The organism is Agromyces mediolanus (assembly GCF_014648575.1).
Lineage (GTDB): Bacteria > Actinomycetota > Actinomycetes > Actinomycetales > Microbacteriaceae > Agromyces > Agromyces mediolanus.
Map to the genome: position 1 here is coordinate 254,861 of NZ_BMRJ01000002.1, position 24,084 is coordinate 278,944.

The 24,084-nt window shown below is 72.6% G+C and carries 25 protein-coding genes; 18 read left to right on the forward strand and 7 right to left on the reverse strand.

Annotation, left to right across the window (positions count from 1 at the left end):
- Positions 1-47 precede the first annotated feature (47 nt).
- From IEY71_RS11025 to IEY71_RS11045, 5 genes are all read left to right on the forward strand, one after another.
- Positions 48-1,397, forward strand: coding sequence for an MFS transporter (locus IEY71_RS11025; protein WP_189085388.1), 1,350 nt, complete (start codon positions 48-50; stop codon positions 1,395-1,397).
- On the forward strand, positions 1,394-2,488 hold the full coding sequence (locus IEY71_RS11030; protein ID WP_229781689.1) for a quinone oxidoreductase family protein: 1,095 nt from the start codon (positions 1,394-1,396) through the stop codon (positions 2,486-2,488). Before IEY71_RS11025 ends, IEY71_RS11030 begins: the two co-directional genes overlap by 4 nt.
- Positions 2,485-2,895, forward strand: coding sequence for a RidA family protein (locus IEY71_RS11035; RefSeq protein ID WP_189085389.1), 411 nt, complete (start codon positions 2,485-2,487; stop codon positions 2,893-2,895). Before IEY71_RS11030 ends, IEY71_RS11035 begins: the two co-directional genes overlap by 4 nt.
- A complete protein-coding gene (locus tag IEY71_RS11040) occupies positions 2,892-3,995 on the forward strand; it encodes an aminotransferase class V-fold PLP-dependent enzyme (RefSeq protein ID WP_189085390.1) in 1,104 nt (367 codons plus the stop codon). Before IEY71_RS11035 ends, IEY71_RS11040 begins: the two co-directional genes overlap by 4 nt.
- 102 nt (positions 3,996-4,097) lie before the next feature.
- Positions 4,098-4,358 carry a hypothetical protein gene (locus IEY71_RS11045; RefSeq protein WP_189085391.1) on the forward strand — a complete coding sequence of 87 codons (261 nt, stop codon included), beginning with the start codon at positions 4,098-4,100 and terminating at the stop codon, positions 4,356-4,358.
- Positions 4,359-4,404: 46 nt separating this feature from the next.
- Here the strand turns inward: IEY71_RS11045 and IEY71_RS11050 are convergent, their stop codons facing one another.
- Positions 4,405-5,271: an AraC family transcriptional regulator gene (locus IEY71_RS11050; protein WP_189085392.1), complete on the reverse strand. Its 867-nt coding sequence runs from the start codon at positions 5,269-5,271 to the stop codon at positions 4,405-4,407.
- Positions 5,272-5,362: 91 nt separating this feature from the next.
- Positions 5,363-5,743, reverse strand: a complete 381-nt coding sequence (locus IEY71_RS11055; RefSeq protein WP_189085393.1) for a winged helix-turn-helix transcriptional regulator — start codon at positions 5,741-5,743, stop codon at positions 5,363-5,365.
- A 118-nt stretch (positions 5,744-5,861) separates the two neighbouring features.
- Between IEY71_RS11055 and IEY71_RS11060 the strand changes: the two genes are divergently transcribed.
- From IEY71_RS11060 to IEY71_RS11090, 7 genes are all read left to right on the forward strand, one after another.
- Positions 5,862-7,202: an MFS transporter gene (locus tag IEY71_RS11060; RefSeq protein WP_189085394.1), complete on the forward strand. Its 1,341-nt coding sequence runs from the start codon at positions 5,862-5,864 to the stop codon at positions 7,200-7,202.
- 112 nt (positions 7,203-7,314) lie between these two features.
- Positions 7,315-8,556 carry an ROK family transcriptional regulator gene (locus tag IEY71_RS11065; protein ID WP_189085395.1) on the forward strand — a complete coding sequence of 414 codons (1,242 nt, stop codon included), beginning with the start codon at positions 7,315-7,317 and terminating at the stop codon, positions 8,554-8,556.
- 37 nt (positions 8,557-8,593) lie between these two features.
- Positions 8,594-9,454 carry an ABC transporter permease gene (locus IEY71_RS11070; protein WP_189085396.1) on the forward strand — a complete coding sequence of 287 codons (861 nt, stop codon included), beginning with the start codon at positions 8,594-8,596 and terminating at the stop codon, positions 9,452-9,454.
- Positions 9,451-10,296: an ABC transporter ATP-binding protein gene (locus tag IEY71_RS11075; RefSeq protein WP_229781690.1), complete on the forward strand. Its 846-nt coding sequence runs from the start codon at positions 9,451-9,453 to the stop codon at positions 10,294-10,296. The genes IEY71_RS11070 and IEY71_RS11075 overlap by 4 nt, the downstream gene beginning before the upstream one ends.
- 21 nt (positions 10,297-10,317) lie before the next feature.
- Positions 10,318-11,343 carry an aliphatic sulfonate ABC transporter substrate-binding protein gene (locus IEY71_RS11080; protein WP_189085398.1) on the forward strand — a complete coding sequence of 342 codons (1,026 nt, stop codon included), beginning with the start codon at positions 10,318-10,320 and terminating at the stop codon, positions 11,341-11,343.
- A 1-nt stretch (position 11,344) separates the two neighbouring features.
- Entirely contained in the window at positions 11,345-12,859 is a 1,515-nt protein-coding gene (locus IEY71_RS11085; RefSeq protein WP_189085399.1) for a sulfatase family protein, read from the forward strand.
- A 5-nt stretch (positions 12,860-12,864) separates the two neighbouring features.
- Positions 12,865-14,313: a sulfatase family protein gene (locus tag IEY71_RS11090; protein WP_189085400.1), complete on the forward strand. Its 1,449-nt coding sequence runs from the start codon at positions 12,865-12,867 to the stop codon at positions 14,311-14,313.
- Positions 14,314-14,781: 468 nt separating this feature from the next.
- Here IEY71_RS11090 and IEY71_RS11095 read toward each other — a convergent pair whose 3' ends face one another.
- Positions 14,782-15,372 (reverse strand): uracil-DNA glycosylase family protein, encoded by a 591-nt coding sequence (locus IEY71_RS11095; RefSeq protein WP_189085401.1) that lies wholly within the window; start codon positions 15,370-15,372, stop codon positions 14,782-14,784.
- Positions 15,373-15,477: 105 nt separating this feature from the next.
- Positions 15,478-16,383, reverse strand: coding sequence for a hypothetical protein (locus IEY71_RS11100; RefSeq protein WP_189085402.1), 906 nt, complete (start codon positions 16,381-16,383; stop codon positions 15,478-15,480).
- Positions 16,384-16,551: 168 nt separating this feature from the next.
- Between IEY71_RS11100 and IEY71_RS11105 the strand changes: the two genes are divergently transcribed.
- Genes IEY71_RS11105 through IEY71_RS11120 form a run of 4 tightly spaced genes read left to right on the forward strand, consistent with a single transcriptional unit; the run spans position 16,552 to position 18,828 of the window.
- Positions 16,552-16,881, forward strand: coding sequence for a PadR family transcriptional regulator (locus IEY71_RS11105; protein WP_189085403.1), 330 nt, complete (start codon positions 16,552-16,554; stop codon positions 16,879-16,881).
- 2 nt (positions 16,882-16,883) lie between these two features.
- On the forward strand, positions 16,884-17,252 hold the full coding sequence (locus IEY71_RS11110; RefSeq protein ID WP_189085404.1) for a DUF1048 domain-containing protein: 369 nt from the start codon (positions 16,884-16,886) through the stop codon (positions 17,250-17,252).
- Positions 17,249-18,067 carry an ABC transporter ATP-binding protein gene (locus tag IEY71_RS11115; protein ID WP_189085405.1) on the forward strand — a complete coding sequence of 273 codons (819 nt, stop codon included), beginning with the start codon at positions 17,249-17,251 and terminating at the stop codon, positions 18,065-18,067. The genes IEY71_RS11110 and IEY71_RS11115 overlap by 4 nt, the downstream gene beginning before the upstream one ends.
- Positions 18,064-18,828, forward strand: coding sequence for an ABC transporter permease (locus tag IEY71_RS11120; RefSeq protein WP_189085406.1), 765 nt, complete (start codon positions 18,064-18,066; stop codon positions 18,826-18,828). The genes IEY71_RS11115 and IEY71_RS11120 overlap by 4 nt, the downstream gene beginning before the upstream one ends.
- Positions 18,829-18,856: 28 nt before the next feature.
- Here the strand turns inward: IEY71_RS11120 and IEY71_RS11125 are convergent, their stop codons facing one another.
- Together IEY71_RS11125 and IEY71_RS11130 are read right to left on the reverse strand one after the other, a co-directional pair.
- On the reverse strand, positions 18,857-19,303 hold the full coding sequence (locus IEY71_RS11125) for a hypothetical protein (protein ID WP_189085407.1): 447 nt from the start codon (positions 19,301-19,303) through the stop codon (positions 18,857-18,859).
- A gap of 110 nt (positions 19,304-19,413) precedes the next feature.
- Entirely contained in the window at positions 19,414-20,364 is a 951-nt protein-coding gene (locus IEY71_RS11130; protein WP_189085408.1) for a hypothetical protein, read from the reverse strand.
- A 110-nt stretch (positions 20,365-20,474) separates the two neighbouring features.
- On the opposite strand from IEY71_RS11130, the gene IEY71_RS11135 reads away from it, so the two are divergent.
- Together IEY71_RS11135 and IEY71_RS11140 are read left to right on the forward strand one after the other, a co-directional pair.
- Entirely contained in the window at positions 20,475-21,209 is a 735-nt protein-coding gene (locus IEY71_RS11135; protein ID WP_189085409.1) for a FadR/GntR family transcriptional regulator, read from the forward strand.
- Positions 21,206-22,408 carry a CynX/NimT family MFS transporter gene (locus IEY71_RS11140; RefSeq protein ID WP_189085410.1) on the forward strand — a complete coding sequence of 401 codons (1,203 nt, stop codon included), beginning with the start codon at positions 21,206-21,208 and terminating at the stop codon, positions 22,406-22,408. The genes IEY71_RS11135 and IEY71_RS11140 overlap by 4 nt, the downstream gene beginning before the upstream one ends.
- A 119-nt stretch (positions 22,409-22,527) precedes the next feature.
- On the opposite strand, the gene IEY71_RS11145 is transcribed toward IEY71_RS11140, so the two are convergent.
- Entirely contained in the window at positions 22,528-24,015 is a 1,488-nt protein-coding gene (locus IEY71_RS11145; RefSeq protein ID WP_189085411.1) for a serine hydrolase domain-containing protein, read from the reverse strand.
- Positions 24,016-24,084 lie beyond the last annotated feature (69 nt).

The window sequence follows — 24,084 nt, forward strand, 5'->3', positions numbered from 1 at the left end:
GTCACCCGATCCATCCCCCGCGTCACCGAACAGCAAAGGAGCTCACGATGACTGTCACGCACCCCCGCAACGCCCGCGAGAAGGGCCTGCAGCCCTCGCAGATGCGCGCGATCGTCGCCGCCTGCATCGGCAACTTCCTCGAGTGGTACGAATTCGTCCTGTACGGCTACTTCGCCGCGGTCTTCGCGGCGCTCTTCTTCCCCCAGGAGGATCCGGCCGTCGCCCTGCTGACGACGTTCCTCGTCTTCGGCATCAGCTTCATCATCCGCCCGCTCGGCGGGGTGCTGTTCGGCCTCGTCGGCGACCGGCTGGGCCGGAAGGCCGCCCTGTCGGCGATCATCCTGATGATCTCGATCGCGACCGCGCTCATGGGCCTCGTGCCGCCGTACGCGAGCATCGGCGTCCTGGCTCCGATCCTGATCTTCCTGCTGCGCCTGGTGCAAGGGCTCTCCGCCGGCGGCGAGTGGATGGGCGCGGTCACGTACATCATCGAGACCGCCCCCGCGGGCAAGCGCGCCTGGTACGGCAGCTTCCAGACCATCACGATCGTGCTCGGCATGTTCGTCGCGGCGCTCACCTCGCTCTTCATCACCACCTCGATGAGCCCCGAAGCGGTGCTGGAGTGGGGCTGGCGCATCCCGTTCCTCGTCGCGCTCCCGCTCGGCCTGATCGGGCTGTACATGCGGCTCCGGCTCGCCGACCCCGCCGAGTTCACCGAGGCGAAGGCCGAGGTCGAGGCATCCGACGGCCGCCAGGCCGGCCGCTCGCCGCTCACCCGCGTGCTGCGCGAGAACTGGCGCTCGGTGCTGCTCGTCGCGGGACTCGTCGCCTCGCCCACCATGTGCACCTACGTGCTGCTCGTCTGGGGGCCGACATTCTTCGCGGGGCAGCTCGGGTACGCCGACACGGAGGCGCGCAACATCGGCCTCGTCTCGATGCTCGTGCTCGTCGCGCTGGTGCTCGCGTTCGCGAAGGCGTGCGACCGCTTCGGCCGGCGTCCGTTCATCCGCTGGGGCGCAGCGCTCGTGATCGTCACCACGCCGATCGGCTTCCTGCTGCTGCACACCCAGCAGCTCGGCCTCGCGATCCTCGGCATCGGGCTCATCCTCGTCGGCGACGCGATGATGCTCGCGGCCCAGCCCGCGCTCTTCGCCGAGCTCTTCCCGACCGCGCAGCGGTACAGCGGCCTCGCGGTCGGCTACAACCTCGGCGTGGTGCTCTTCGGCGGCCTCGGCCCGCTCGTCGCGCAGGCCCTCGTCACGGCGACGGGCTCGAGCTGGTCGCCCTCCTGGTACCTCGTGGGCGGTGCGGTCATCAGCCTCATCGCCGCCCTGTTCACCCCGGAGACGAAGCACGCCGAACTGCGCACCGGCGCGATCCCCGCGGCGGGCGCATGACGGGCGCGGATGCCGGCATGCTGGCCCTCGTGCACAGCGGGTCGGCGGGGCTCGACGGGCTGCGCGTCGCGCGGATGCCGGCCCCGGAACCCGCGGCGGGGGAGGTGCTGCTCGCCGTCGAGTACGCGGGCCTGAACCGGCACGAGCTGTTCACCGCCGAGCGGCGCGACGGCTCGGAACCGGCGCGGATCCTCGGCGCCGACGCGGTCGGCCGGGTGGTGGGCGTGGGGCCCGCCGCCTGGCCGGCGCACGGCAGCGACGGGCCCGCGCTCGGGGGCGACGGGCCCGCGCTCGGGGGCGACGCGCCCGCGCTCGGCGACCGGGTGCTGCTCGACCCCACCCTGAACTGGCCGGAGCGCGCCCGGGTGCCCGAGCACCCCGACCTGCTCGGCGGCCGCGCACCCGGGACCTTCGCGGAGTTCGTCGCCGTGCCGGTGGGGAACGCCCACCCCGTGCCGGCGCACCTCTCGGGGCCCGAGGCCGGGGCGCTCGGGCTCGCCGCGGTCACCGCCTACCGGGCGCTCTTCACCGTCGGCGAGCTGGTCGCGGGCGAGCACGTGCTCATCCCGGGCATCGGCAGCGGGGTCGGCCTTCTCGCGCTCGATCTCGCGCTCGCCGCGGGCGCCCGGGTCACCGTGACGAGCCGCTCGGCCGAGAAGCGCGACTTCGCGCTCGCCCGCGGTGCCGCCGCGGCGGTGCCGAGCGACGAGCTCGGCGCGGCCCGCCTGCCACCGGTGGACCTCGTCGTCGACACGGTCGGCGCCGCGAGCGTGCCGGCGGCGCTCGGCACGCTGCGACCCGGCGGCCGCGTCGTCACCCTCGGGGCGACGACGGGCGCGGAGATCCGGCTGTCGCTGCGCGAGCTGTTCTTCCGGCAGCTGAGCCTGCGGGGCACCTCCGTGGGCAGCGCGGAGGAGTTCCGTGACGCGCTCGCCTTCGTGCGCGAGCATGGGATCCGGCCCGTCGTCGACGCGGTGCATCCGCTCGAGGAGGCCCCGGCCGCCATGCGCGCGAGCGCCGACGGACGGACGCTGGGCAAGACCGTGTTCCGGATGCCCGGAACGCTCGATGAAGGAGGAGAACGGCCATGATCGTCACCGGAGGCAACCCCGACGCGCTCGCCGCACCGATCGGGCAGTTCCGGCACTACACGGTCGTGCCGGACGACCACCGCCTCGTGTACCTCTCGGGGCAGGTGGGACAGGACCGCGCCGGCGTGCTCGCTCCCGGCGGCTGCGGAGCGCAGACGGCGCAGGTCTTCCGCAATCTCGAGCTCCTGCTCGACGAGCTCGGCGCGACCCCCGCCCACATCGTGAAGCTCTTCACGATCGTCGCGGGCGAGGGGAGCTTCCGGGAGTTCGCGGGGGTCCGCACCGAGGTCTTCGGCCGTTGGTACCCGGACGGCGCCTACCCCGCGCACTCCGCGTTCGTGGCGGCCGAGCTCGCCGCCCCGGAGCTCCTCGTCGAGATCGAGGCCGTGGTCGCGGTCCCGCGATGACGCCGGAGGAGTTCCGCGCGAGCTTCCCGGCGTTGGAGCGCTGGGCCTGGCTCGACACCCCCGGCTCGGCCCCGGCGGCGGCGCCGGTCGCGGCGGCCCTCCGGCGCGCGATCGACGGGCAGCTGGCCGGTGACTTCGACTGGGGCGACTGGGACGCGGCCTCCGAACGCGCCAGGGTGCGGTTCGCGGCCTGGTGCGGGGTACCGCGCGAATCGGTCGCGACGCTCGGCTCGCTCGCCGAGGCCGCCGCGACGGTCGCCCGCTTCCGACCCGCGGGCGTCGCGCTGCTCGCCGCCGACGAGTTCCAGAGTCTGCTGCTGCCCTTCGTCGCCGAGGCCGGCCGGGACCCCCGCCGCCCCGTCGGGCTCGTGCCGGTCGAAGCCGGCGAGAGCCGGAGCGACGCGCTGCTCGAACGGATCCGGCCGGGCGTCTCGCTCGTCGCGGTGTCGGAGACGACGACGCTCGACGGGGAACGGATCGACCTCGCGGCGCTGCGGGAGCGCGCGAGCGAGGTCGGCGCCGAGCTCTTCGTGAACGCGACGCAGAGCCTCGGCGTGCTCCGTTCGCCGATCCCGGCGGCGGCGCCCGACTACCTCGCGGTGCACGGCTACAAGTGGATGCTCGCCCCGCGCGGCGCGGCGTGGCTCGTCGCGGCTCCCGCAGCGGCGGTTCAGCTGGAAGCCATCGCGCCGGGCTGGAAGACCGCCGAGGGCGCCGAGGGACTGTTCGGCGGCCGCCCGCAGCTCGGCGGCGGGCTCGCGCGGTGCGACACCTCGCAGGCCTGGCTCTCCTGGATCGGGGCGGAGGCGGCGCTGGGCCTCCTCGCCCGGCTCGATCCGCTCGCGATCGAGGAGCGTGCGCTCGAACTCGCCGAGCTCTTCGAACGCGAAGCGCTCGAGCTCGGCGCCGTCCCCGCCCGGACCGGGGCGGGCTCGCACATCCGGGTGGTGCGGGTGGCGCGCCCCGAACGGCTCGCCGCCCGTCTCGCCGAGGCGGACGTGCGCGCACGCGTGACCGGCGATCGACTCCGCATCGGCGTGCACGGCTTCAACGACCTCCGCGATATCGAACGGGTGCTCGCCGCGATCCGGGCCGCCTGAGCGGCCGGATGCCCGGAAGCGGGGAGTTCTCCCCATTCCGCACCGAGGCCCGAGCTGCTTGCATTGGAGCACAAGGGACACCGAATCCGGGGGAGAAGAACCATGAAGCGCAAGATCCGGCTGGCCACGACGACCGCGGCACTCGCTCTCGTCGTCACGGGTGGCGTGGCGACTGCGGCACCGGCCCAGGCCGCCGACTGGAAGGCGTACAGCGTCAGCGTGCAGGGGCAGAGCGCCTGCAAGGGCATGCTGACGAGCGCCATCCGCGGCAAGCTGATGACCGGCTACAAGGTCGATCTGCGCCAGCCCTGCTACCACAGCGGCGGTGGCTACTGGAGCGCGTACTTTTACTACTCGCGCTGAGCCCGCCGTCGGCGGCCCGAGGGGGTCGGGCCGCCGACTCGTGCGGTCACGCGCGCTCGACCGGGAGCCAGAGCTCGCACGTCGCCGTGGTGAAATCGTCCGCGCGGTCGAGCACGGCGACGATCGACGGGCCGGGGCGGAGCCGCCACGGGTTCGACGGGAACCAGTCCGTCGCCGTCGCGGCCCACGCGGTCTGCAGCGCGGCCGGATACTCGCCGGCGACGCGGAACACGGCCCACTGACCGGCCGGGACCTCGATCGTGTCGAGGTCGTCGGGCGCTGCCGCGGCGTCCGCGAGCGCGACGCCGTGCAGATACGTCAGGGGCGTGCCCTCGCGGGCGTCGGGGTCCACGTCGGCGCTCACCTGGAGGAGTCCGCGCGGCTCGGTGTCGCCGAGCTGCTTCAACCGGGCGTGCTCGCTCGGCTCGATCGCCGCGATGTGCGCCTGGATGTGCGGATTCACCCCCTCGTGGATGAGCGGGACGCGCGCGGCGTGGCCGGCGAGCGTGAACGCGGGGCGATCGGTGATGCGGGTGTCCATCGGGGCACTCCCTTCGACGGTCAGGCGGAACCTGAGCTGCGGTTGCGTGCGAAGGGGGCCGCCGTCGCGACGCACCTCGGCCGGGGACGCCCCGTGCACCGCACGGAACGCCCGGCCGAACGCCTCCGTCGAGCCGTAGCCGTGGTGGACGGCGATGTCGAGCAGCTCGCCGTCGCCGAGGACCTCCGCCGCGGCGAGCGTCATCCGCCGCCGGCGGACGTACTCCGAGAGCGGCATCCCCGCCAGCGACGAGAACATGCGACGCAGGTGGTACTCGGTCGTGCCAGCCCGGCGCGCGAGCGCCGCCAGCTCCATCGGGCCGTCGAGGGTCTGCTCGACCAGCTCGACGACGCGGTCGAGCGTCGCGATCACGGTTCCTCCTTCGCCGTCCAGCCTGCTCGTCGCGGCAGCCCGGTGCCCGACTTCCGCGGTCCGGATCGATCGGATGCCGACGGCTCCCGGGTCAGCCCGCGGTCGGCGCGGCGACCGCGGCCGTCGCGCGCTGGAGTCCCGCGTAGTGGCCGCCCCAGCGGGTCAGCGCCTCGACGAGGGGGCCCGCGCTCTCGCCGAGCTCGCTCAGCCGGTACTCGACCTTCGGCGGCACCTGCTGGTACACGGTGCGGGTGACGAGGCCGTCCTGTTCGAGCTCGCGCAGCTGGCGCGTCAGCACCCGGGCGGTGGGGTTGTCGAGCAGGCGCCCGAGCTCGCCGAAGCGGAGCACGCCGTGCTCGGCCAGGGCTTTCAGGATGCTCGGCTTCCACGCGCCGCCGAGCACGGCGATCGAAACCTCGGCGTCGCAGGTGTCGGTCCATTCGCGGATGACGCGTTCGGTCTTCTCTCGCATCGGCTGCACCTCCGGGTGGCGATCGGATGACTCCTCGCGCCCATAGTATCCAAACAGGCACTACCTGACGAGAATGTCCGTACTTGTCCCTTCGTACTGTACTCCACAGAATGGAGCAGTGACCCTCTCTCCGGCCCTCCCCGACTCTCGTTCCTCGATCCGCCGGTGGGCCGCGATGGTGCCGATGCTGCTCGGCATCCTCATCGGCTCGCTCGCGATCAGCAGCGCCGCGACCGCGCTGCCCGCGATCCGCGCGGAGCTCTCGCTCGGCGACACCGAAGCGCTCTGGCTCGTCGACAGCTATTCGCTCGCGATGGCCGCGACGCTCATCATCGCGGCGAGGATCGGCGACGCGTTCGGCCGCAAGCGGATCATCCTCATCGGACTCGCCGGCTTCGCCGTCCTGAACCTGGCCGGCGGCCTCGCCACCGGTGGCGCGATGCTCATCGGGGCGCGGGCGCTGCTCGGCATCGCGGAGGCGTTCGTGATCGCGGGCGTGGTCGCCACGATCGGCGCCCGCTACGCCGGGCGCGACCGTGTCGTCGCCTACGGCCTCTGGACCGCGACCTTCGGCGTGGGCAACGCGCTCGGGCCGGTGCTCGGCGGCGCGCTCGCCGAGGGCCCGGGCTGGCGCTGGCTCTTCCTCGGCAGCGTGCCGCTCGCGATCATCGCGATCGTGCTCGCGGCCTGGCTGGTGCCCGACTCGCGCAGCAGCGTCCGCCCGGGCTGGGACGTGCCGAGCATCCTCGCCTCGATGCTCGCCCTCGGCGGGCTGGTGCTCGCGCTGCACGAGGCGGTCGCCGCCCCGCTCGTGGCGATCATCGCCGGTGCGGTGGCCGTCGCGAGCCTCGTCTTCTTCATCGTGCGGCAGCGGCGGCTGCGCGAACCGCTCATCGACGTGCGGCTGTTCGGGCTCGCGGGGTTCTCGCCGGCGATCACCCGGATCCTCGTCAGCGCCGGCGCCTCGGCGGCCTCGGTGCTGCTCGTCAGCCTGCAGCTGCAGGACACCCGTGGCGCGAGCGCGGCGGAGGCCGGCCTCGCCCTGCTGCCGCAGGCGGCCGCGATCGCGGCGGGCGGCGTCGTCACGCCGCTGCTGCTCCGCTGGCTGTCCGCGAACACGCTGACCGTGCTCGCCCTGCTCGCGCAGGCGGCCGGCCTCGGCTGGCTCGCGAGCGATCCGGGGCTCATCGCCGCCCCGCTCGTGCTCGTGGGCCTCGGCTTCGGCATCGCCGGCACGCTCGCCGCGACGGCGCTGTTCGAGGCGACCACCGAGGACCAGGCCGGGCAGGTCGGCGCGATCCAGGAGATCGGCTTCGCGCTCGGCTCGGGCCTCGGTATCGCCGTGTTCGGCACGATCGCCGCCGCCCTCGCGACGGGCGGGTTCGCGGTCGCGGTGCTCGTCGCGGCGATCGTGGTGGGCGCCGTGGCGGTGCTGCCGGAGCTGCGCCGCCGACGCTGATCGCCGCCGGACCGTCCATGTCCGGAGGGTTTTCACAAAGCGATGGATGTTTTTCCCGGCGAATTCTGTCGGGTGGTTGACGGAAAAAATCGGCCCGCTTAGCGTTCAACGCATGCCATTGCCCAGCGGAGTGCACACGCTCGTCAGACGCACGCACGAGGACCGCGTGCTGCAGCTGCTGCGCCAGCACGGCGGGATGACCCGCGGCGAGCTCGCGAAGCACATCGGGCTGTCGCGCACGACCCTCTCGGAGATCTCCGGCAACCTCATCTCGCGCGGCGTCGTGTCGGTCACGATCGACGACTCGCCGCGCGTCGGCCGCGGCCGACCGGCCGAGATCCTGACGCTGGACCCGGCGGCGGGGCAGTACCTCGGCGTGGACTTCTCGCACCGGCGCGTCCGGGTCGCCGTGATGAACGCCGCGCACGAGCTCATCGCCTCCGACGTGGCGCCGTACGAGGAGCCGGCCGACTGGGGCACCCGCGTCGAGCTCGCCCTCGGGCTCATCGAGCGGCTCGCGGAGGCGCCCGAACTGCACTACGAGGGCATCCAGGGCGTCGCCATCGGCTTCCCCGGTCCGTTCTCGCCGCGCCTGCCGCGGCGGCGCGCCGAGCCGGTCGCCGAGGCCCGCCGGGTCGGGGCCGAACTGGTCCGCACGGCCTTCGAACGTCGCTTCGGCGTCCCCGTGCTCGTCGACAACAACACCCGCCTCGCGGCCCTCGGCGAGGCCGCCTGGGAACCGAGCACCGAGACCGAGCACCTGCTGTACGTGCGGCTGTCCGCCGGCATCGGCGGCGGGCTCGTCATCGGCGGCCGGCTCGTCACGGGCGCGGCCGGGTTCGCCGGGGAGTTCGGGCACATGAGCGTCGCCGGCAGCAGCGTCGACTGCCGCTGCGGCAAGCGCGGATGCCTCGAGACCATCGCCTCGATCGACGCGATCCTGCGGCGCTGCACCGAGACGGGCGCCGCCGTCACCACCCTGGCCGAGCTCGACGCCGCCGCCGCGAAGGGCGACCCGATCGTCATCGCCGCCCTGCGCGAGGCGGGGGAGGCCGTCGGCCAGGTGCTCGGTTCGCTCGCCGTCGCCACGAACCCCGCCGACATCGTCATCGGCGGCGAGGTGGCGCACGTGTCCGAGGTCGTCGTCGAGCAGATCGCCGCGACCGTCGCCTACGAGCTCGTCCCCGTGGGCGGCTCGACCCCGCGCATCCGGCGCGCCGTGCTCGGCGACGAGGGCGGCGCCATCGGCGGCATCATCGCGCTGCTGCGCAGCTCGCCGCTGCTCGCCGGCTACGCCACCCTGACCGCCGACGACGCGTCGGCCGAGACCCGATTGCGAAGGAGCAACGCCTAGTGTCCGCTTTCCCCCGAGGAGGACTCCGATGGCCTCGATGACCGAGACCGTGACCGCCCGCGACGAGCCCGGCACCGCCACCTCGGCGAGCGCGCTCGCCGAGCCGAACGCCGAGCCGTCCCGCCGCACGCGCCGCGCGCGGCAGGACTCCGCGAAGCGCGCCCGCACCCTGCTGCTGAGCGCGATCAGCATCGCCGCCGGCATCGGCGTGTGGTGGTTGCTGTCGTCGATCGGCTTCAAGCTGCCCTCGCCCGCCGACGTCGTCGTGCGCGGCTGGGAGCTCACCGTCGACGGCACCCTCGGCGCCGATCTCGTCGCGAGCCTCACCCGCGTGCTCGTCGGCTTCGCGCTCGGCACGATCGTCGCCATCCCCGTCGGCTTCCTGATGGGCTGGTACGCCTGGGCGCGCGGGCTCATCGAGCCGTGGATCCAGTTCTTCCGGACCATCCCGCCGCTCGCGATCATCCCGCTCGCGATCGTGCTGCTCGGGATCGGCGAGGAGCCGAAGATCCTCGTGATCTTCCTGGCGGCGTTCTTCGCCTGCGTCATCTCGACGTTCCAGGGCGTCGTGAACGTCGACCGGACGCTCATCAACGCCGCCCGGGTGCTGGGCACCAAGGACGCCGGCATCTTCGTGCGGGTCGTCGTGCCGGCATCCGTGCCGTTCATCCTCGTCGGCATGCGCGTCGGCCTCGGCGCCGCCTGGGCGACGCTCGTCGCGGCGGAGCTCATCGCCGCCCAGCAGGGCCTCGGCTACCGGATGCAGCAGGCCCAGCTCTACTACGACCTCCCGACGATCTTCGTCGGCCTCATCGTCATCGGCGTGCTCGGCCTGGTCATGGACCGGCTCCTGCTGCTCGCCGAGAAGAAGCTCACCGGATGGCAGGAACGCCGATGACCACGACCACGCCCACCGCCGGCGGCCCCCGCATCTCGGTGCGGAACGTCACCCGTACCTTCGACCTCAAGGGCGAGGAGTTCGTCGCCCTCGACGACGTCTCGCTCGACGTCGCCGACAACGAGTTCATCACCGTCGTCGGGCCCTCCGGGTGCGGCAAGTCCACCCTCATGAACATCCTCGCCGGGCTTGACACCCCGACGAGCGGCGAGGCCCTCGTCGACGGCCGACCCGTCACCGGGCCGGGGCCCGACCGCGGCGTCATCTTCCAGCAGTACGCGCTCTTCCCCTGGCTCACGGTGCGCAAGAACGTCGAGTTCGGGCTGAAGACCGCCGGGCTGAGCGCGAAGGACCGGCGTGAGAAGGCCGAGCACTTCATCGAGATGGTCGGCCTCGGCGAGTTCGCCGACGCGCTGCCGAAGATGCTCTCCGGCGGCATGAAGCAGCGCTGCGCGATCGCGAGGGCGTACGCCGTCGATCCCAGCATCCTGCTCATGGACGAACCGTTCGGCGCCCTCGACGCCCTCACCCGCGTGAAGCTCCAGGAGCAGCTGCTCGACACGTGGAGCCGCGAGAAGCGCACCGTCATGTTCATCACGCACGACGTCGACGAGGCCGTCTTCCTCGCCAACCGCGTCGTCGTGATGGCGGCGCGGCCCGGTCGGATCTACGACGTCATCGACGTGGAGCTGCCGGGCCCGCGCACCGAGGACCTGCGCCTCAGCCCCGAGTTCACCGAGCTCCGCAACCGGGTGTGGAGCGCCGTGTACCACCAGACCCCCGGCCGGCGCGTCGACGCCACCCACCGAGCCATCGCACCATCCCCCACCGCCGTCGCCTGACGGCCAGAGCAGAGGACCCCCATGCAGATCAGGACCACGCGCGGCATCGTCGCCGCCATCGCCACGGCGGCCGCCGCCGCCCTCGCCCTCGCCGGCTGCTCGAGCGCCGGCTCCGAGGCGCCCGCCGCGAGCGGCGACGCCGCGGCCGACTTCCCGAAGATCCGCTTCGGCTACATCGCCGACTTCAACGGCGGCAGCCTCCTCGCGATCGCCGAGGAGCAGGGCCTCTGGGAGAAGCAGGGGCTCGAGGTCGAGACCCCCGTCTTCACCAACGGCCCGCTGCAGATCCAGGCGCTCGGCACGAACGACCTGGACTTCGGCTACATCGGGCCGGGCGCCATGTGGCTGCCCGCCTCGGGGCAGGCGGAGATCGCCGCGATCAACGGCCTCGGCAACGCCGACCGTGTGATCGCGCAGCCCGGCATCGACTCGATCGAGGACCTCAAGGGCAAGAAGGTCGCCGTGCCCGAGGGCACCTCGGGCGACATGATCCTGACGATGGCGCTGAAGTCGGCCGGGCTCACCATCGACGACGTCGAGAAGGTCGCCATGGACCCGGCGACCGTGGTCTCGGCGTTCTCGTCGAAGCAGGTCGACGCGGCGGGCATCTGGTACCCGCTCATCGGCACGATCGAGCAGCAGGTGCCCGACCTCGAGATCCTCGCCGAGAACGAGGACTTCGCCGAGGAGATCGCCTTCCCGAGCGCCTTCGTGGTCAGCCCCGCCTTCGCGGAGGAGCACCCGGAGGCCACGGAGGCCGTGCTCGCGGTGCTCCGCGAGGCGATGGACTACCGCGTCGAGCACCTCGACGAGACCGTCGAGCTCACGGCCGCGAAGCTCAAGGCCGACCCGAAGGGCTTCGCCGCGGATGCCGCGAACGCGAAGTACCTCTCGGCGAGCGAGCTCGACGAGCTCACCGAGGACGGCACGGTCGCCTCCTGGCTCACCGGCCTGAACGAGTACTTCGTCACGGCGGGCAAGCTCGACGAGCCGACGGACGCCTCCACCTACTACCTCGGCGAGCAGTTCGTCGCTGCGGGGAAGTGACGTGACCGGGCGCAACATCCTCTTCCTGATGACCGACCAGCACCGGGTCGACAGCCTCGGTGCCTACGGGAACACCGCGGCGGAGACGCCCGCGCTCGACGCCCTCGCGGCGAGCGGCACCCGGTTCGACCGCTGGTTCACGCCCACCGCGATCTGCACGCCGGCGCGGGCGAGCCTGCTCACCGGGCAGGCGCCGTTCCGGCACAAGCTGCTCGCGAATCACGAGCGCAACGTCGGCTACATCGAGGATCTCCCGGACGGGCAGTTCGCGTTCTCCTCGGCACTGCGCGAGGCGGGCTACAACTGCGGCCTGCTCGGCAAGTGGCATGCCGGCACGAAGCGCACCGCGGCCGACTTCGGCTTCGACGGGCCGCACTTCGACGGCTGGCACAACGCGATCGACCACGAGGACTACCTCGCGTACCTCGAGGAGCACGGGCTGCCGCCGTACGAGATCAGCGACCGCATCCGCGGCGTGCTGCCGAACGGCGGGCCGGGCAACCTGCTCGCCGCCCGCCTGCACCAGCCCGTCGAGGCGACCTTCGAGTACTACCTCGCGACGCGCACGATCGAGATGCTCGAACGCTACGCGGACGACTACCGCTCGGGACGGCGGCCGTTCTTCCTCGCGCTGCACTTCTTCGGCCCCCACCTGCCGTACATCGTGCCGAGCGAGTACTTCGACCGCTTCGATCCCGAGCAGATCGAGTTGCCCGTCTCGATGCTCGAGACGTTCGCGGGCAAGCCGCCGGTGCAGCGCAACTACAGCGCGCACTGGGCGTTCGACTCGCTGACGGTCGAGCAGAGCCGCAAGCTCATCGCCGTGTCCTGGGGGTACATCACCCTCATCGACGAGCAGATCGCCCGGGTCATGGCGGCGCTCGAGCGGCTCGGCCTCGTCGACGACACGGCGGTGTTCTTCACGTGCGATCACGGCGAGTTCACCGGCTCGCACCGGCTCCACGACAAGGGGCCGGCGATGTACGAGGACATCTACCGCACCCCGGGCATCGTCCGGATCCCCGGGGCGCCCGCTGGGCAGGTGCGCGACGAGTTCGTCAGCCTGCTCGACTGCACCGCGACGATCCTCGAGCTCGCCGGGGTGGACCCGACGCCGGCGACGGACTCCCGCAGCCTCGTGCCGCTCGTCGCGGGCGACTCGCCCGAGTGGCCCGACGACATCGTCTGCGAGTTCCACGGCCACCAGTTCCCGTATCCGCAGCGCATGCTGCGGAACGAGCGCTACAAGCTGGTCGTCAACCCGGAGTCGGTGAACGAGCTCTACGACCTCGGACTCGACCCCGACGAGCTGCAGAACGTCTACGAACTGCCGGAGTACGGCGCGATCCGCCAGCGGATGCTGGAGCGGCTCTACCGACTGCTGCAGGAGCGGGGCGACAACTTCTCGCACTGGATGACCGCGATGTACCCCGTCGGCGGGGTCGACTACGACCCCTCCTTCGGCGGCTTCGACGACGCGGCCTACACCCCCGAGCGCACGCTCGTGCACGAATGAGGACGATGAGCACCGAGCATCCCCGACGGCCCAACGTCGTCATCATCCTGACCGACGACCACGCCGCGCACGCGATCGGCGCCTACGGCTCGGTCGTGAACCGCACCCCGCGGATCGACGAGATCGCCGAGGCCGGCGTCCGGCTCGACAACTGCTTCTGCACGAACGCGCTGTGCACGCCGAGCCGGGCCACGATCCTCACCGGGACCTACAGCCACGTCAACGGCGTCACCACGCTCGAGACCCCGATCGACGCCTCGCAGCCGACCTTCGTCTCGCAGCTCAAGGAGGCCGGCTACCGCACGGCGATCGTCGGCAAGTGGCACATGGGGGAGGGGCCCGGGCACGACCCGGAGGGCTTCGACTACTGGGCGGTGCTGCGCGATCAGGGCGAGTACTTCGATCCGCAGATCCGCACGGCGCAGGGCGTCGAGATCGTCGAGGGGTATGCGACCGACGTCATCACCGATCTCTCGCTCGACTGGCTGGACTCGCTCGAGGGGGAGGAGCCGTGGTGCCTGCTCGTGCACCACAAGGCGCCGCACCGCCCGTGGGAGCCGGACGAGCGGCACCGCGGCATGTACCGCGAGCCGATCCCGGTGCCGGCGACCTTCGGCGACGACTACGCCACCCGGGGCTCGGCGGCGCACCGTGCGGCGATGCGGATCGCCGACCATCTGACGCTCGCGGACCTCAAGGAGCTGCCGCCCGAGGGGCTCGACTACGAGCAGGCCGCGCTGTGGAAGTACCAGCGCTACATGGAGGACTACCTCGCGTGCGTGGCGTCCGTCGACGACAACGTCGGCCGGGTGATCGACTGGCTGCGCGCGCACGACTCGTTCGACGACACGCTCCTGATGTACACCTCGGACCAGGGCTTCTTCCTCGGCGACCACGGCTGGTTCGACAAGCGCTTCATGTACGACGAGTCGCTGCGGATGCCGCTGCTCGTGAGCTGCCCGTCGCGCATTCCGGCCCGCTCCGAACCGCTCGGGCAGATCGTCACGAACGTCGACTTCGCGCAGACCGTGCTCGAGGCCGCCGGGGTCGCCCCGCATCCGCGGATGCAGGGACTCAGCATCTGGCCGCAGCTCACGAGCGAGCCGGATGCCCCGACGCGCCCCGCGATGTACTACCGCTACTTCGAGAACGACGATGTGAACCATCACGCGCTCGCGCACTACGGCATCCGCACGGAGCGGTACAAGCTCATCTACTTCTACAACGACGGGATGGGGCTGCCGGGCAGCTCGCCGCACGTCTACCCGCCGGAGTGGGAGCTGTACGACCTCGAGCTCGACCCCGAGGAGCTGCGGAACGTCGTGCGCGATCCGGCGTACCGCGGCATCCGCGAGGAACTCGAGGTGCAGCTGTGGGAGCTCCAGGCGGAGCTGCTCGATGCGCCGCACCCCTCGCAGCCCGTCCCGGAACGCGTGCGGGTCGCCGCTGGCTGAGAGCGCTTCCAAGCTGCCGCGGCGCGTCGCCCGTTCGGGGGTGTTGGCCGGGTGCCGCCTGGGAGTATGCTGACGCGCACTGCGGTGGTTGCGGCACGTCAACCGTTCGAGCGGCGTGCCGGCGCACCGCAGTGGGGGTCGACCCGGGCGAGATCGGGGGGATGCTTGCCCGGGCCGGCCGTGCCATCGGAGCGGCAGGGAAAACGCCGGCCTCCGATGTCCTTCCGGGTGGGAACCACCCCGAAGGTAGGGGGATCCTGCCAGAGTGCGGCCCCGGCCGCAAATCGACGAACGCGGTCCGCTTCGGTGGTGGTGCGCTGAGCTTGTCGAAGCGGCGTTGGTGCGCTGAGCTTGTCGAAGCGGCTGTGGTCCGCTGAGCTCGTCGAAGCGGCGTTCCCTTCGACGGGCTCAGGGAACCAGGTGTTCCCTTCGACGGGCTCAGGGAACCAGCTGTTCCCTTCGACGGGCTCAGGGGGCCAGGGCGGCGGCGACCCGCTCGCGCAGCACGGGCAGCAGTTCGGCGGCGAACCAGGGGTTCCGCTGCTGCCAGGCCGTGTTGCGGGGGCTCGGATGCACGAGCGGGACGATCGCCGGCCCGAACTCGGCGAAGTCGCGCACCGTCCGGGTGAGACTGGCGCCGCCCCGCCGACCCAGGTAGTGCCGCTGCGCGTAGCCGCCGATGAGCAGGGTCAGCCGGAGCTCGGGCATCGATCGCAGGATCGGCGGATGCCACCTCGCGGCGAAGCCGGGCCGCGGCGGCAGGTCGCCGTTCGGGCCGCGACCCGGGTAGAAGAAGTCCATCGACAGGAACGCGAATGTCTCCGGCGCGCGGAAGGTGGGCTCGTCCACGCCGAGCCAGTCGCGGAGCCGCGCGCCGCTCGCATCGCTCCAGGGGAGGGCGTTGTCCTGCGCCTGCCTGCCGGGGGACTGCCCGACGACGAGGATGCGCGCGCGGGGGTCGGCGGTGAAGACGGGCTGCGCCCCGGCGTCCACGAACGCGCGGTTCGCCGGGTCCGCGACGATCGCGGCGCGGATCGACGCGATCGCCTCGGAGCTCATGCGAACGATGATCTCACCCCGGTGGTCCGCTGAGCTTGTCGAAGCGGGGTGGGGGTTCCCTTCGACGGGCTCAGGGAACCAGGGGGGCTCAGGGAACCAGGGGGCTCAGGGGTCCAGGCGGGCGCGCAGCGCCTCGGCGGCGGCGCGGGCCTCGCTCGCCGCCCGGGCGGCCCGCGCGCGATCCCGTTCGAGCGGCGGCACCGCCTGCTCGGCGCGGGCCAGTTCGCCCTCGGCGTCGCTCAGTCGGCGTTCGAGTTCGCGGCGCTCGGCGAGCAGGGCGTCCCGCTGCGCGGCGGCGGCTCCGGCGGCGGCGCTCGCCGCGTCGACCAGCTCGGATGCCTCGGTCGCAGCGGCCTTGGCGGCATCCGCCCGCTCCTCCGCCTCGGCGAGCTCCCGCTCGGCGCGCGCCCTGGCCTCCCGCTGCTTGCGCGTGCGTCGCTCGGCGAGCTCGTCCGGCGGATCGGCCCGCCGCCGCGCGGCTGCCGGGGCGACACCTCCCGCGAGCCCGCCGGCGACGGCCCCGTCGAGCTCGACCTCGGTGCCGACGGCTTCGAGCGCCCGCACGAGCAGCCCCGTGCGCACGGCGTCGGCGGCCGAGGCATCCGTCATCGCCGCCTGCAGCGTCTCGGCGACCTCGTCGAGCACCGGCTGGCGCACGGGCGCGCCGAGCTCGTCGGCGACCGCGCCCGCCTCGCGGGCGAGGGCGGCGACCACGGTGCGCCGCTGCCGGGCGAGGGCGGTGAGCGAGGCCGCGTCGAGTTCGGCCTGGGCGGCCCGCAGCTCCTCGCCGAGTTCGAGGAGCTGCTCGAGCTCGTCCCGCCGGTGCCTGGCGAGCTGGTTCACGAGCCAGGCGGCCGGGGCCGGGCGGCGCAGCTCGGCGACCGCGGCCGCGAGCGCCGGGTCGTGCGGCTTCAGCTCCTTCGCCCGGGCGTTCCGGGCCGCGACGAACTCCGCGGGAAGCGTTCCGTAGAGCTCCCCGGCGATCTCGGCCAGTGCGTCGTCGTCGGCCATGTCTTCATCCTGCCTCGCCCCGACCAGGAGTTGCCCGACTTTCATGAAAGTCGGGCAACTCCGAAAAAGTTCGGTATTCGGTGTTGCTAAGTACCGGTACTCAGTGTTACTTTCTAGTGGTACTCAGCAACACTGAATAGCAAAGCATGAAGAGAAGGGAGCATCCCGATGGGCAAGCAGATGACCGAGATGCTCAAGGGCACGCTCGAGGGCATCGTCCTCGCGATCATCGCGGTGCAGCCGGCCTACGGCTACGACATCACCGCGCGGCTCCGCGAGCGCGGCTTCACCGACATCGCCGAGGGCACCATCTACGCCCTGCTCGTCCGAGTCGAGCAGCGCGGCCTCGTCGACGTCGAGAAGGTGCCCTCCGAGAAGGGCCCGCCCCGCAAGGTGTTCACCCTGAACGCCAAGGGGCACGACGAACTCGAAGAGTTCTGGAGGACGTGGAGCTTCCTCGCAGAACGTATCGAACAGCTCCACGAAGGGGAGAAGTGACCATGGCTGCCAAGTGGATCGAAGCCTTGACCGGCTCGCTCGAGCAGAAGAAGCAGTACCGCCAGACGAAGGCCCGCCTCGAGGCGCTGCCCGAGCCGTACCGCACCGCCGCGAACGCCTGCCAGCGGTACTTCATGTACTACGGCGGCATCACCGACGGCGAGACCCTCGTGCAGATGTTCGTGGATCTCGCCGACCTCTGGGAGCGCGCGGCCGTCGACGGCACCCCCGTCGCCGACATCGTGGGCGACGACCCCGTCGAGTTCGCCGAGGAGTTCGCCAAGGCGTACGGCGGCGCGCAGTGGATCGACAAGGAGCGCGCGCGCCTCGTCAAGGACATCGAGCAGGCGAAGCGAGGTGACCGGAAATGAGTGACACCGCCATCCGGGTGCGGGGCATCGAGAAGTCCTTCAAGGACGTGCACGTGCTGCGCGGGGTCGACTTCGACGTCGAGCGGGGCAGCATCTTCGCCCTGCTCGGCTCGAACGGGGCCGGCAAGACGACGCTCGTGCGCATCCTCTCGACGCTGCTGAAGGCCGACGCGGGTGCCGCGACCGTGCAGGGGCACGACGTGGGCAGCGAGCCGGGCGAGGTGCGCGAGTCGATCAGCCTCACCGGGCAGTTCGCCGCGGTCGACGAGGTGCTGAGCGGGCGGGAGAACCTCGTGCTCGTGGCGAAGCTGCGGCACGTGAAGCATCCCGCCGCCGTCGCCGAGGAGCTGCTCGCGCGCTTCTCCCTGACCGAGGCGGGCGACCGCCGGGCGGCGACGTACTCCGGCGGCATGCGCCGCCGGCTGGACATCGCGATGAGCCTCATCGGCGAGCCGAAGATCATCTTCCTCGACGAGCCCACCACCGGGCTCGACCCGCAGGCCCGCATCGACGTCTGGCGCACCGTGAAGCAGCTCGCCGATGGCGGCACCACCGTGCTGCTCACCACGCAGTACCTCGACGAGGCCGAGCAGCTCGCCGACCGCATCGCGATCCTGCACCGCGGCACCATCATCCAGAACGGCACCCTGGCCGAGCTCAAGCAGCTCCTCCCGCCCGCCGAGATCGAGTACGTCGAGAAGCAGCCCTCCTTGGAGGACGTCTTCCTCGCGCTCGTCGGCGACACGGGCGAGGCCGACGCGGCGGAGAACGCCGACGCGGCGGCGGATGCCTCAGCACGAAAGGAAGCACGATGACCACCCACGCCATCGCCGACACCGGCGTGCTCACCGGGCGCTCGCTGCGCCACATCCTCCGCAGCCCCGACACGATCATCACGACCGCGGTCACCCCGATCGCGCTCATGCTGCTGTTCGTGTACGTGCTCGGCGGGGCGATCAACACGGGCTCCGACGAGTCGTACATCAACTACCTGCTGCCCGGCATCCTGCTCATCACGATCGCCTCGGGCGTCGCGTACACCTCGTACCGGCTGTTCCTCGATCTGCAGGGCGGCATCTTCGACCGATTCCAGTCGATGCCGATCGCCCGCTCGAGCGTGCTCTGGGCGCACGTGCTCACCTCGGTGGTCGCGAACCTCGTCTCCGTCGCGATCGTCGTGGGCGTCGCCCTGATCATGGGGTTCCGCACGGGGGCGTCCGTGGGGGCGTGGCTCGGCGTCGCCGGCATCCTGGTGCTCTTCATCCTCGCGCTCACCTGGTTGGCCGTGGTGGCTGGGCTCTCGGCGAAGTCGGTCGACGGGGCGAGCGCGTTCAGCTACCCGCTGATCTTCCTGCCGTTCATCAGCTCGGCCTTCGTGCCGACCGATTCGATGCCGGCGCCGGTGGCCTGGTTCGCCGAGAATCAGCCGGTCACCTCGATCGTGAACACGATCCGGGCGCTATTCGCGGGCCAATCCGTGGGCGGCGAGATCTGGATCGCGCTCGCCTGGCTCGTCGGCATCCTGGTCGTCGCGTACGGCTTCGCGATCGCGATCTACCGGAAGAAGCTCAGCTGAGCCGCCCCAACGCGGTGTTGCCCGACTTTCATGAAAGTCGGGCAACTCGGCGTTGGGTCGGCACGGCGCCGTGGGCGATCGGCACGGCGAGCAGATCCCCGATCCCGACGTCGCCGGGCAGCTCGGCGAGACATCCGCACTCCGGGCCGCCGATCTCGAAGCGGGCCGCACGCGCTCGCGACGCCCGGCCGACGAGCCGGGTCTCGCCCGCGCAGACCGCCGCGGCGTCGAACTCGGCGTCGACGAGGAGGCGGCTCGGCACGCCGTCGACGCAGCCGGTCACCCGCATGAGCAGGATGCCGTCGGCCGCCGCGGGTCGGCAGGGGGTGCCTCGCGCCGCCGCCAGCGCGGACAGCGAGACGCCGGCGACGATCACGTCGGTCACCGTCATCCGCGTCTCCGCGGGCCAGAGCCCGGGGGTGTGCGGGTCGGGGATGCTGAGGCGGAGCGTCGGCAGGATGGTCGTCAGGGTCATGCCGTCCGGTCTACGCCGGATCGAGGCCGGCCGACGGGGGCCCGACGGAGTCCGAACGGCCCGGCGCGCGATCCGAACGGAATCCTCACGCCCGCCGGCGGGCGGATGCCTCAGCGGCGCGTGAGCGCGGCGGGCTCCGCCCAGCGCAGCACCCGGAGCGCCCGCAGCGTGTTCCACCGGCTCGGCTGCCCCTCGGGCGCCTCGACGACGTAGCCGCGCAGCGTCGGCCGCTGCGGTCCGGCCGGCCAGCGGCCGTCGGGCAACCGCTGCGCGAGCAGCAGCTCGAGCGCCGGGGCGAGCCGCGCGTCGGGCGCCCCGCCGTTCAACCGGAAGTGCTCGAGGGCGCGCAGCACGTCGTAGAACCAGTACATGGGGAACGCGAACGTCGCGTACTGCGGGTTCGCGAGTTCGCCGGTGCTCCGGCGGCGGAACAGGCTGCGCTCGAGCAGGTACTCCTCGCCCGTGCGCACGGCGTCGGCGATCGAGGCATCCGCCGTTCCGGTCTCCCGCTGGTACGCGCGCAGCCCCTCGAGCACGCAGAGCGTGCTGTCGAAGGAGGAGCGCACCGACTCCTCGACGGGGTCGCAGTTCCAGCCGCCGTCGCTGAGCCGCTGGCCCAGCAGACGGTCGACCAGGCGATCGGATGCCTCGTCGAGCACCCCGAAGTACGCGGCGTACGCCAGCACGCCGCCGTTGACGCACTCCTCGATCTCGCCGGCGAAGAAGGGCCGGCCGCCGTCCTCCTCGGGCCAGTGCACACCCTCGCGCACGCGTTCGATCGCGGTGCGCACCTCCGGCGCCTTCGGGTCGACGCCGAAGCGGAGCAGCACGTGCAGGGTCCACATCACGCTGTCGCGCTCGCGCTGCGGCCCGTACGTGAAGCCGCCCCAGTAGCCCCGCTCGTCCTGCAGCTCGAGGATGCGCGCGGCGAGCCCCTCGCGCGTCGCGAGCGCCCGTTCGGCGGCGACGAGATCACTCGGCGAGTCGAGCAGATCGCGTTGCACCTGCCAGCGGATCGCGGGGTCGGCGTGCAGCAGCCAGTCGATGACGTCCTCGTCCATGGGCGCGATGATGCCACCGGCCGCCGACAGCCGCATCCACCCGGACGGATCCCGGGCCCATCGACGGCACTTTGTCCAACATTTGGCTCAATCGGGCGTAGGGTGGTGCGGTGCCCGGAATCTCCCACAACACCCCGCTCTCCACGCAACTGGCCGACGAGCTCCGCCGCCGCATCGCCGAGGGGGAGTACGCCGTCGGCGCGCTCCTGCCGACCGAGGCCGAGCTGGCCGCCGAGTTCGAGGTGAGCCGCAACAGCCTGCGCGAGGCGATCCGCTCGCTCGTGCACGCCGGGCTCCTGGGCGCCCGCGCCGGCTACGGCACCTTCGTCGTCGCCGCGAGCGACGTCGCCCCGGCGCTCGCCCGGCGGCTCGACCACGACCGCGCCGAGGACGTCGCCGAGGTGCGGCTCCTGCTCGAGCGCGAGGGCGCCCGGCTCGCCGCCCTGCGTGCGGGTGAACCGGAGCGCCGGGCCATCCTCGAGGCGCTCGCCGCCCGAGCCGCCGCCGAGACGGCGCCGGAGTATGCGGCCGCCGACGTGCGCTTCCACCGCGCGGTGCAGGATGCCTCGGGCAACGCCCTGCTCGCCGAGCTCTACCGCGGGGTCGGCGGCAACGAGCAGGCCCTCGCACCGCTCTCGGGGCCCGAGGTCGACCTCGCCGCCCAGCGCGCCGCGTTCGGGCACGTCGACGACGCCCACGCCGAGCTCGCCGAGGCGATCGTCGCCGGCGAGCCCGAGGCCGCGGCCGCGGCCGCCGAGCGGATGGTGCGCCTCGCGCACGAGCAGACCGGATTCCCCGGCGCCGTCGCCGGCACCGCCGCGAGCGACGCCGAGGCCGCCCGATGAGCCGCGGGGGAGCGGCCCGCGCCCTCAGCCCCGCGCTCGTGCTCGCGGGGCTGCTGCTCGTCGCGGCGAACCTCCGCGCCGGCATCACCACGGTCGGCCCGGTCCTCGGCGAGCTGCAGCAGGATCTCGGGCTGGCCTCGCTCGAGGCATCCGTGCTCATCAGCCTGCCGCTCGTCGCCTTCGCGATCGTCTCGCCGATCGCGCCGGCGGTCGCGAGCCGCATCGGCCTCGAGCGCTCGCTCGGCATCGCCCTCGCCGCGCTCGCCGTCGGCCTCGTCGTGCGCTCCCTGCCCGGCCTGCCGCTGCTCTGGATCGGCACCGCCCTGCTCGGCGTCGCGATCGCCGTGCTGAACGTCGTGCTGCCCGCGGTCGTGAAGCGCGACTTCCCGAAGCGCATCGGCCAGGTCACCGGCACCTACTCGGCCGTGCAGGCCGCCTTCGCCGCGCTCGCCGCCGGCGTCGCGGTGCCCGTCGCGGGCGCGTCGGCGCTCGGCTGGCGGCTGCCGCTCGGCATGTGGGCCGGCCTCGCGCTCATCGCGATCGTCGTCATGCTGCCGCAGTTCCGGCGCACCACGCACCTCTCGGCGCAGGACCTCGCCGACGCCGAGCACCCCGACCTCTCGGGGCTGCGCTCGCCGTGGCGCTCGGCGATCGGCTGGCAGGTCACCGCGTTCATGGGGCTGCAGTCGCTCGGCTTCTACGTGCTGATCACCTGGCTGCCCTCGATCGAGGCCTCGGCGGGGATCGACCGGGCCTCGGCGGGCCTCCACCAGCTGCTGCTGAACGGGGCGGGCATCGCGGGGAGCCTCGCGGCATCCGCGCTCATCCCGAGACTCCGCGACCAGCGCTGGCTCGCCGCGGGCAGCTCGGCGCTCTTCCTCGGCTCGGTGCTCGGGGTGCTGCTCGCGCCGCAGCTCGCCGCCGGGTGGGCGATCCTCGCGGGCATCGCGGGCGGATCGAACATCGTGATCGCGCTGAGCTCGTTCGGCCTGCGCACGAGCCACCACGCGCAGGCGGCCTCGCTGTCCGGCATGGCGCAGTCGGTCGGCTATACGCTCGCGGCGATCGGGCCGATCGCGGTCGGCCTCATGCACGACGTCACCGGCTCGTGGACGCCGCCGCTGCTCGTGCTCGCCGGACTCGTGTGCCTCACGGTCGTCTTCGGCTTCCTGGCCGGGCGGGACCGCGTGCTCCGCTGAGCACAGGGCGCCGCCCCGCTCAGCGCCCGGGCCCCGCTGGCCCGCCGAGGGGGTCGTTCTGCGACTTCCGTTCCGTCCCGGCGCGGCGCCAGCGTCGGAAAGCGACCCCCGCGGCGCGCTCAGGGGGTCGCCGCGCGGCGCCGCGCCCGCGCGTAGCCCGCGAGGCGGCAGACGAGGGCGGCGAGCCCGAGCCCGACGCACACCAGGCCGAGGATCGCCGCCATCGGCAGCAGCCACACCGTCACCACCCAGTTCGTGACGAGCCCCGCGTTCGCGTTCATCAGCATCGGCAGCAGCGCCCCGGCGACGACGAGCAGCGCGATCGGCAGCAGCCGCAGCGCCACGAGCGGGCGTTTCGCGAACACGCGGCGGCGCGCCCAGCGCGGCGCCCGCACGATCGCGACGATCAGGAGGATGCCGATGACGAGCGTGAGCGCGAGCAGCACGGCGTTCAGCACGGTGAACGGATTCTCGATCGGCAGCACGGGGTCGCCCGTGACCGTCGCGAAAAGGTTCGCGGACAGCTCGCCCGGCGAGCCGGCCGCGTTCGTCAGCACGACCACCGCGGTGCCGTCGCCGGGCGAGAAGACCACGTCGCCCGTCCAGGTCGCGAGCGTGCCGCCGTGCCCGACCAGCGGGATGCCCGACGGGGCGCGCCGATCCTGCCAGCCGAGCGCGTAGCCGTCGCTCGCGGCCGTCGCGCGGTGCAGGGTCGCGAGCGAGTCCGCGCCGAGCGGACCGACGGTCGCGCCGGTGTTGAAGCGCATCCAGCGCACGAGGTCGTCGAGCGTCGAGATCACGCCGCCGTTGCCGGCGCAGAGGCCCGGCATCTCCGGCACGTCGACGGCGAAGCCGAGCACGACCTCGTAGCCGTCGGCCACGCCGGGGACCTCGTCGGAGCAGCCCTCCGTGGCGAGCGTGTCCGCCATGCCCAGCGGCGCGAAGAGCTCCGTCTCGAGGAACTCGTCGAACGGCCGGCCCGAGACGTGTTCGACGAGCCGGGCGGCGATCGCGTAGTTCGTGTTGTGGTATTCGAACTGCGTGCCGGGGTCCCAGGCGAGGTGCCGGTCCGCGAGGCGTGCGACGGCCTCCTCCGCGCTGCCGGCGGGCGGCAGGGCGTACTCGTCGTTCGTGCGGATCGAGAGCCCGGAGCGGTGCATCAGGAGCTGCCGCACGGTGACGTCGCCGGCGCGCGGGTCGTCGAGGCGGAACTCCGGCAGCAGGCCCGCCACAGGATCGTCGAGGCCGAACTCGCCGCGCTCGACGAGCAGCATGACCGCGGTCGCCGTCATCGACTTGCTGATCGAGGCGATCCGGAACGGGGTGCTCGCGGTCACCTCGCGGCCGTCGCCGTCCTGCCCGCTCGTCACCCGCTCCACCCCGTTGCCGGTGATGATCGCCGCGGCGACGCCGGGGGTGCCGTACACCGCCCGGTAGTCCTCGACGAGCTGGGCGGCGGAGGGGGCGGATGCCTCGGGCGGCTCGCTCGCCGCCTGCGCCGCCCCGGCGGGCGAGCCCACGACGAGGAGGAGCGCGGCGAGGGCCGCGGCGCCGCCGAGGGCGAGCCGGCGCGCGAGAGCGGATTCACGGGGGAGTGACTGGTGCATGCCAGGAACGGTATGCATCTCCCGAGGGGTGGACATCACCCCGCGGGATGAGGCGGGCATCCGCCGCTC

Coding starts and splice junctions, on each gene's coding strand:
- IEY71_RS11025 (WP_189085388.1), top strand. CDS start 48: ATGACTGTCACGCACCCCCGCAACGCCCGCGAGAAGGGCCTGCAGCCC.
- IEY71_RS11030 (WP_229781689.1), top strand. CDS start 1,394: ATGACGGGCGCGGATGCCGGCATGCTGGCCCTCGTGCACAGCGGGTCG.
- IEY71_RS11035 (WP_189085389.1), top strand. CDS start 2,485: ATGATCGTCACCGGAGGCAACCCCGACGCGCTCGCCGCACCGATCGGG.
- IEY71_RS11040 (WP_189085390.1), top strand. CDS start 2,892: ATGACGCCGGAGGAGTTCCGCGCGAGCTTCCCGGCGTTGGAGCGCTGG.
- IEY71_RS11045 (WP_189085391.1), top strand. CDS start 4,098: ATGAAGCGCAAGATCCGGCTGGCCACGACGACCGCGGCACTCGCTCTC.
- IEY71_RS11055 (WP_189085393.1), bottom strand. CDS start 5,743: ATGCGAGAGAAGACCGAACGCGTCATCCGCGAATGGACCGACACCTGC.
- IEY71_RS11065 (WP_189085395.1), top strand. CDS start 7,315: ATGCCATTGCCCAGCGGAGTGCACACGCTCGTCAGACGCACGCACGAG.
- IEY71_RS11070 (WP_189085396.1), top strand. CDS start 8,594: ATGACCGAGACCGTGACCGCCCGCGACGAGCCCGGCACCGCCACCTCG.
- IEY71_RS11075 (WP_229781690.1), top strand. CDS start 9,451: ATGACCACGACCACGCCCACCGCCGGCGGCCCCCGCATCTCGGTGCGG.
- IEY71_RS11080 (WP_189085398.1), top strand. CDS start 10,318: ATGCAGATCAGGACCACGCGCGGCATCGTCGCCGCCATCGCCACGGCG.
- IEY71_RS11090 (WP_189085400.1), top strand. CDS start 12,865: ATGAGCACCGAGCATCCCCGACGGCCCAACGTCGTCATCATCCTGACC.
- IEY71_RS11095 (WP_189085401.1), bottom strand. CDS start 15,372: ATGAGCTCCGAGGCGATCGCGTCGATCCGCGCCGCGATCGTCGCGGAC.
- IEY71_RS11100 (WP_189085402.1), bottom strand. CDS start 16,383: ATGGCCGACGACGACGCACTGGCCGAGATCGCCGGGGAGCTCTACGGA.
- IEY71_RS11105 (WP_189085403.1), top strand. CDS start 16,552: ATGGGCAAGCAGATGACCGAGATGCTCAAGGGCACGCTCGAGGGCATC.
- IEY71_RS11110 (WP_189085404.1), top strand. CDS start 16,884: ATGGCTGCCAAGTGGATCGAAGCCTTGACCGGCTCGCTCGAGCAGAAG.
- IEY71_RS11115 (WP_189085405.1), top strand. CDS start 17,249: ATGAGTGACACCGCCATCCGGGTGCGGGGCATCGAGAAGTCCTTCAAG.
- IEY71_RS11120 (WP_189085406.1), top strand. CDS start 18,064: ATGACCACCCACGCCATCGCCGACACCGGCGTGCTCACCGGGCGCTCG.
- IEY71_RS11125 (WP_189085407.1), bottom strand. CDS start 19,303: ATGACCCTGACGACCATCCTGCCGACGCTCCGCCTCAGCATCCCCGAC.
- IEY71_RS11130 (WP_189085408.1), bottom strand. CDS start 20,364: ATGGACGAGGACGTCATCGACTGGCTGCTGCACGCCGACCCCGCGATC.
- IEY71_RS11140 (WP_189085410.1), top strand. CDS start 21,206: ATGAGCCGCGGGGGAGCGGCCCGCGCCCTCAGCCCCGCGCTCGTGCTC.
- IEY71_RS11145 (WP_189085411.1), bottom strand. CDS start 24,015: ATGCACCAGTCACTCCCCCGTGAATCCGCTCTCGCGCGCCGGCTCGCC.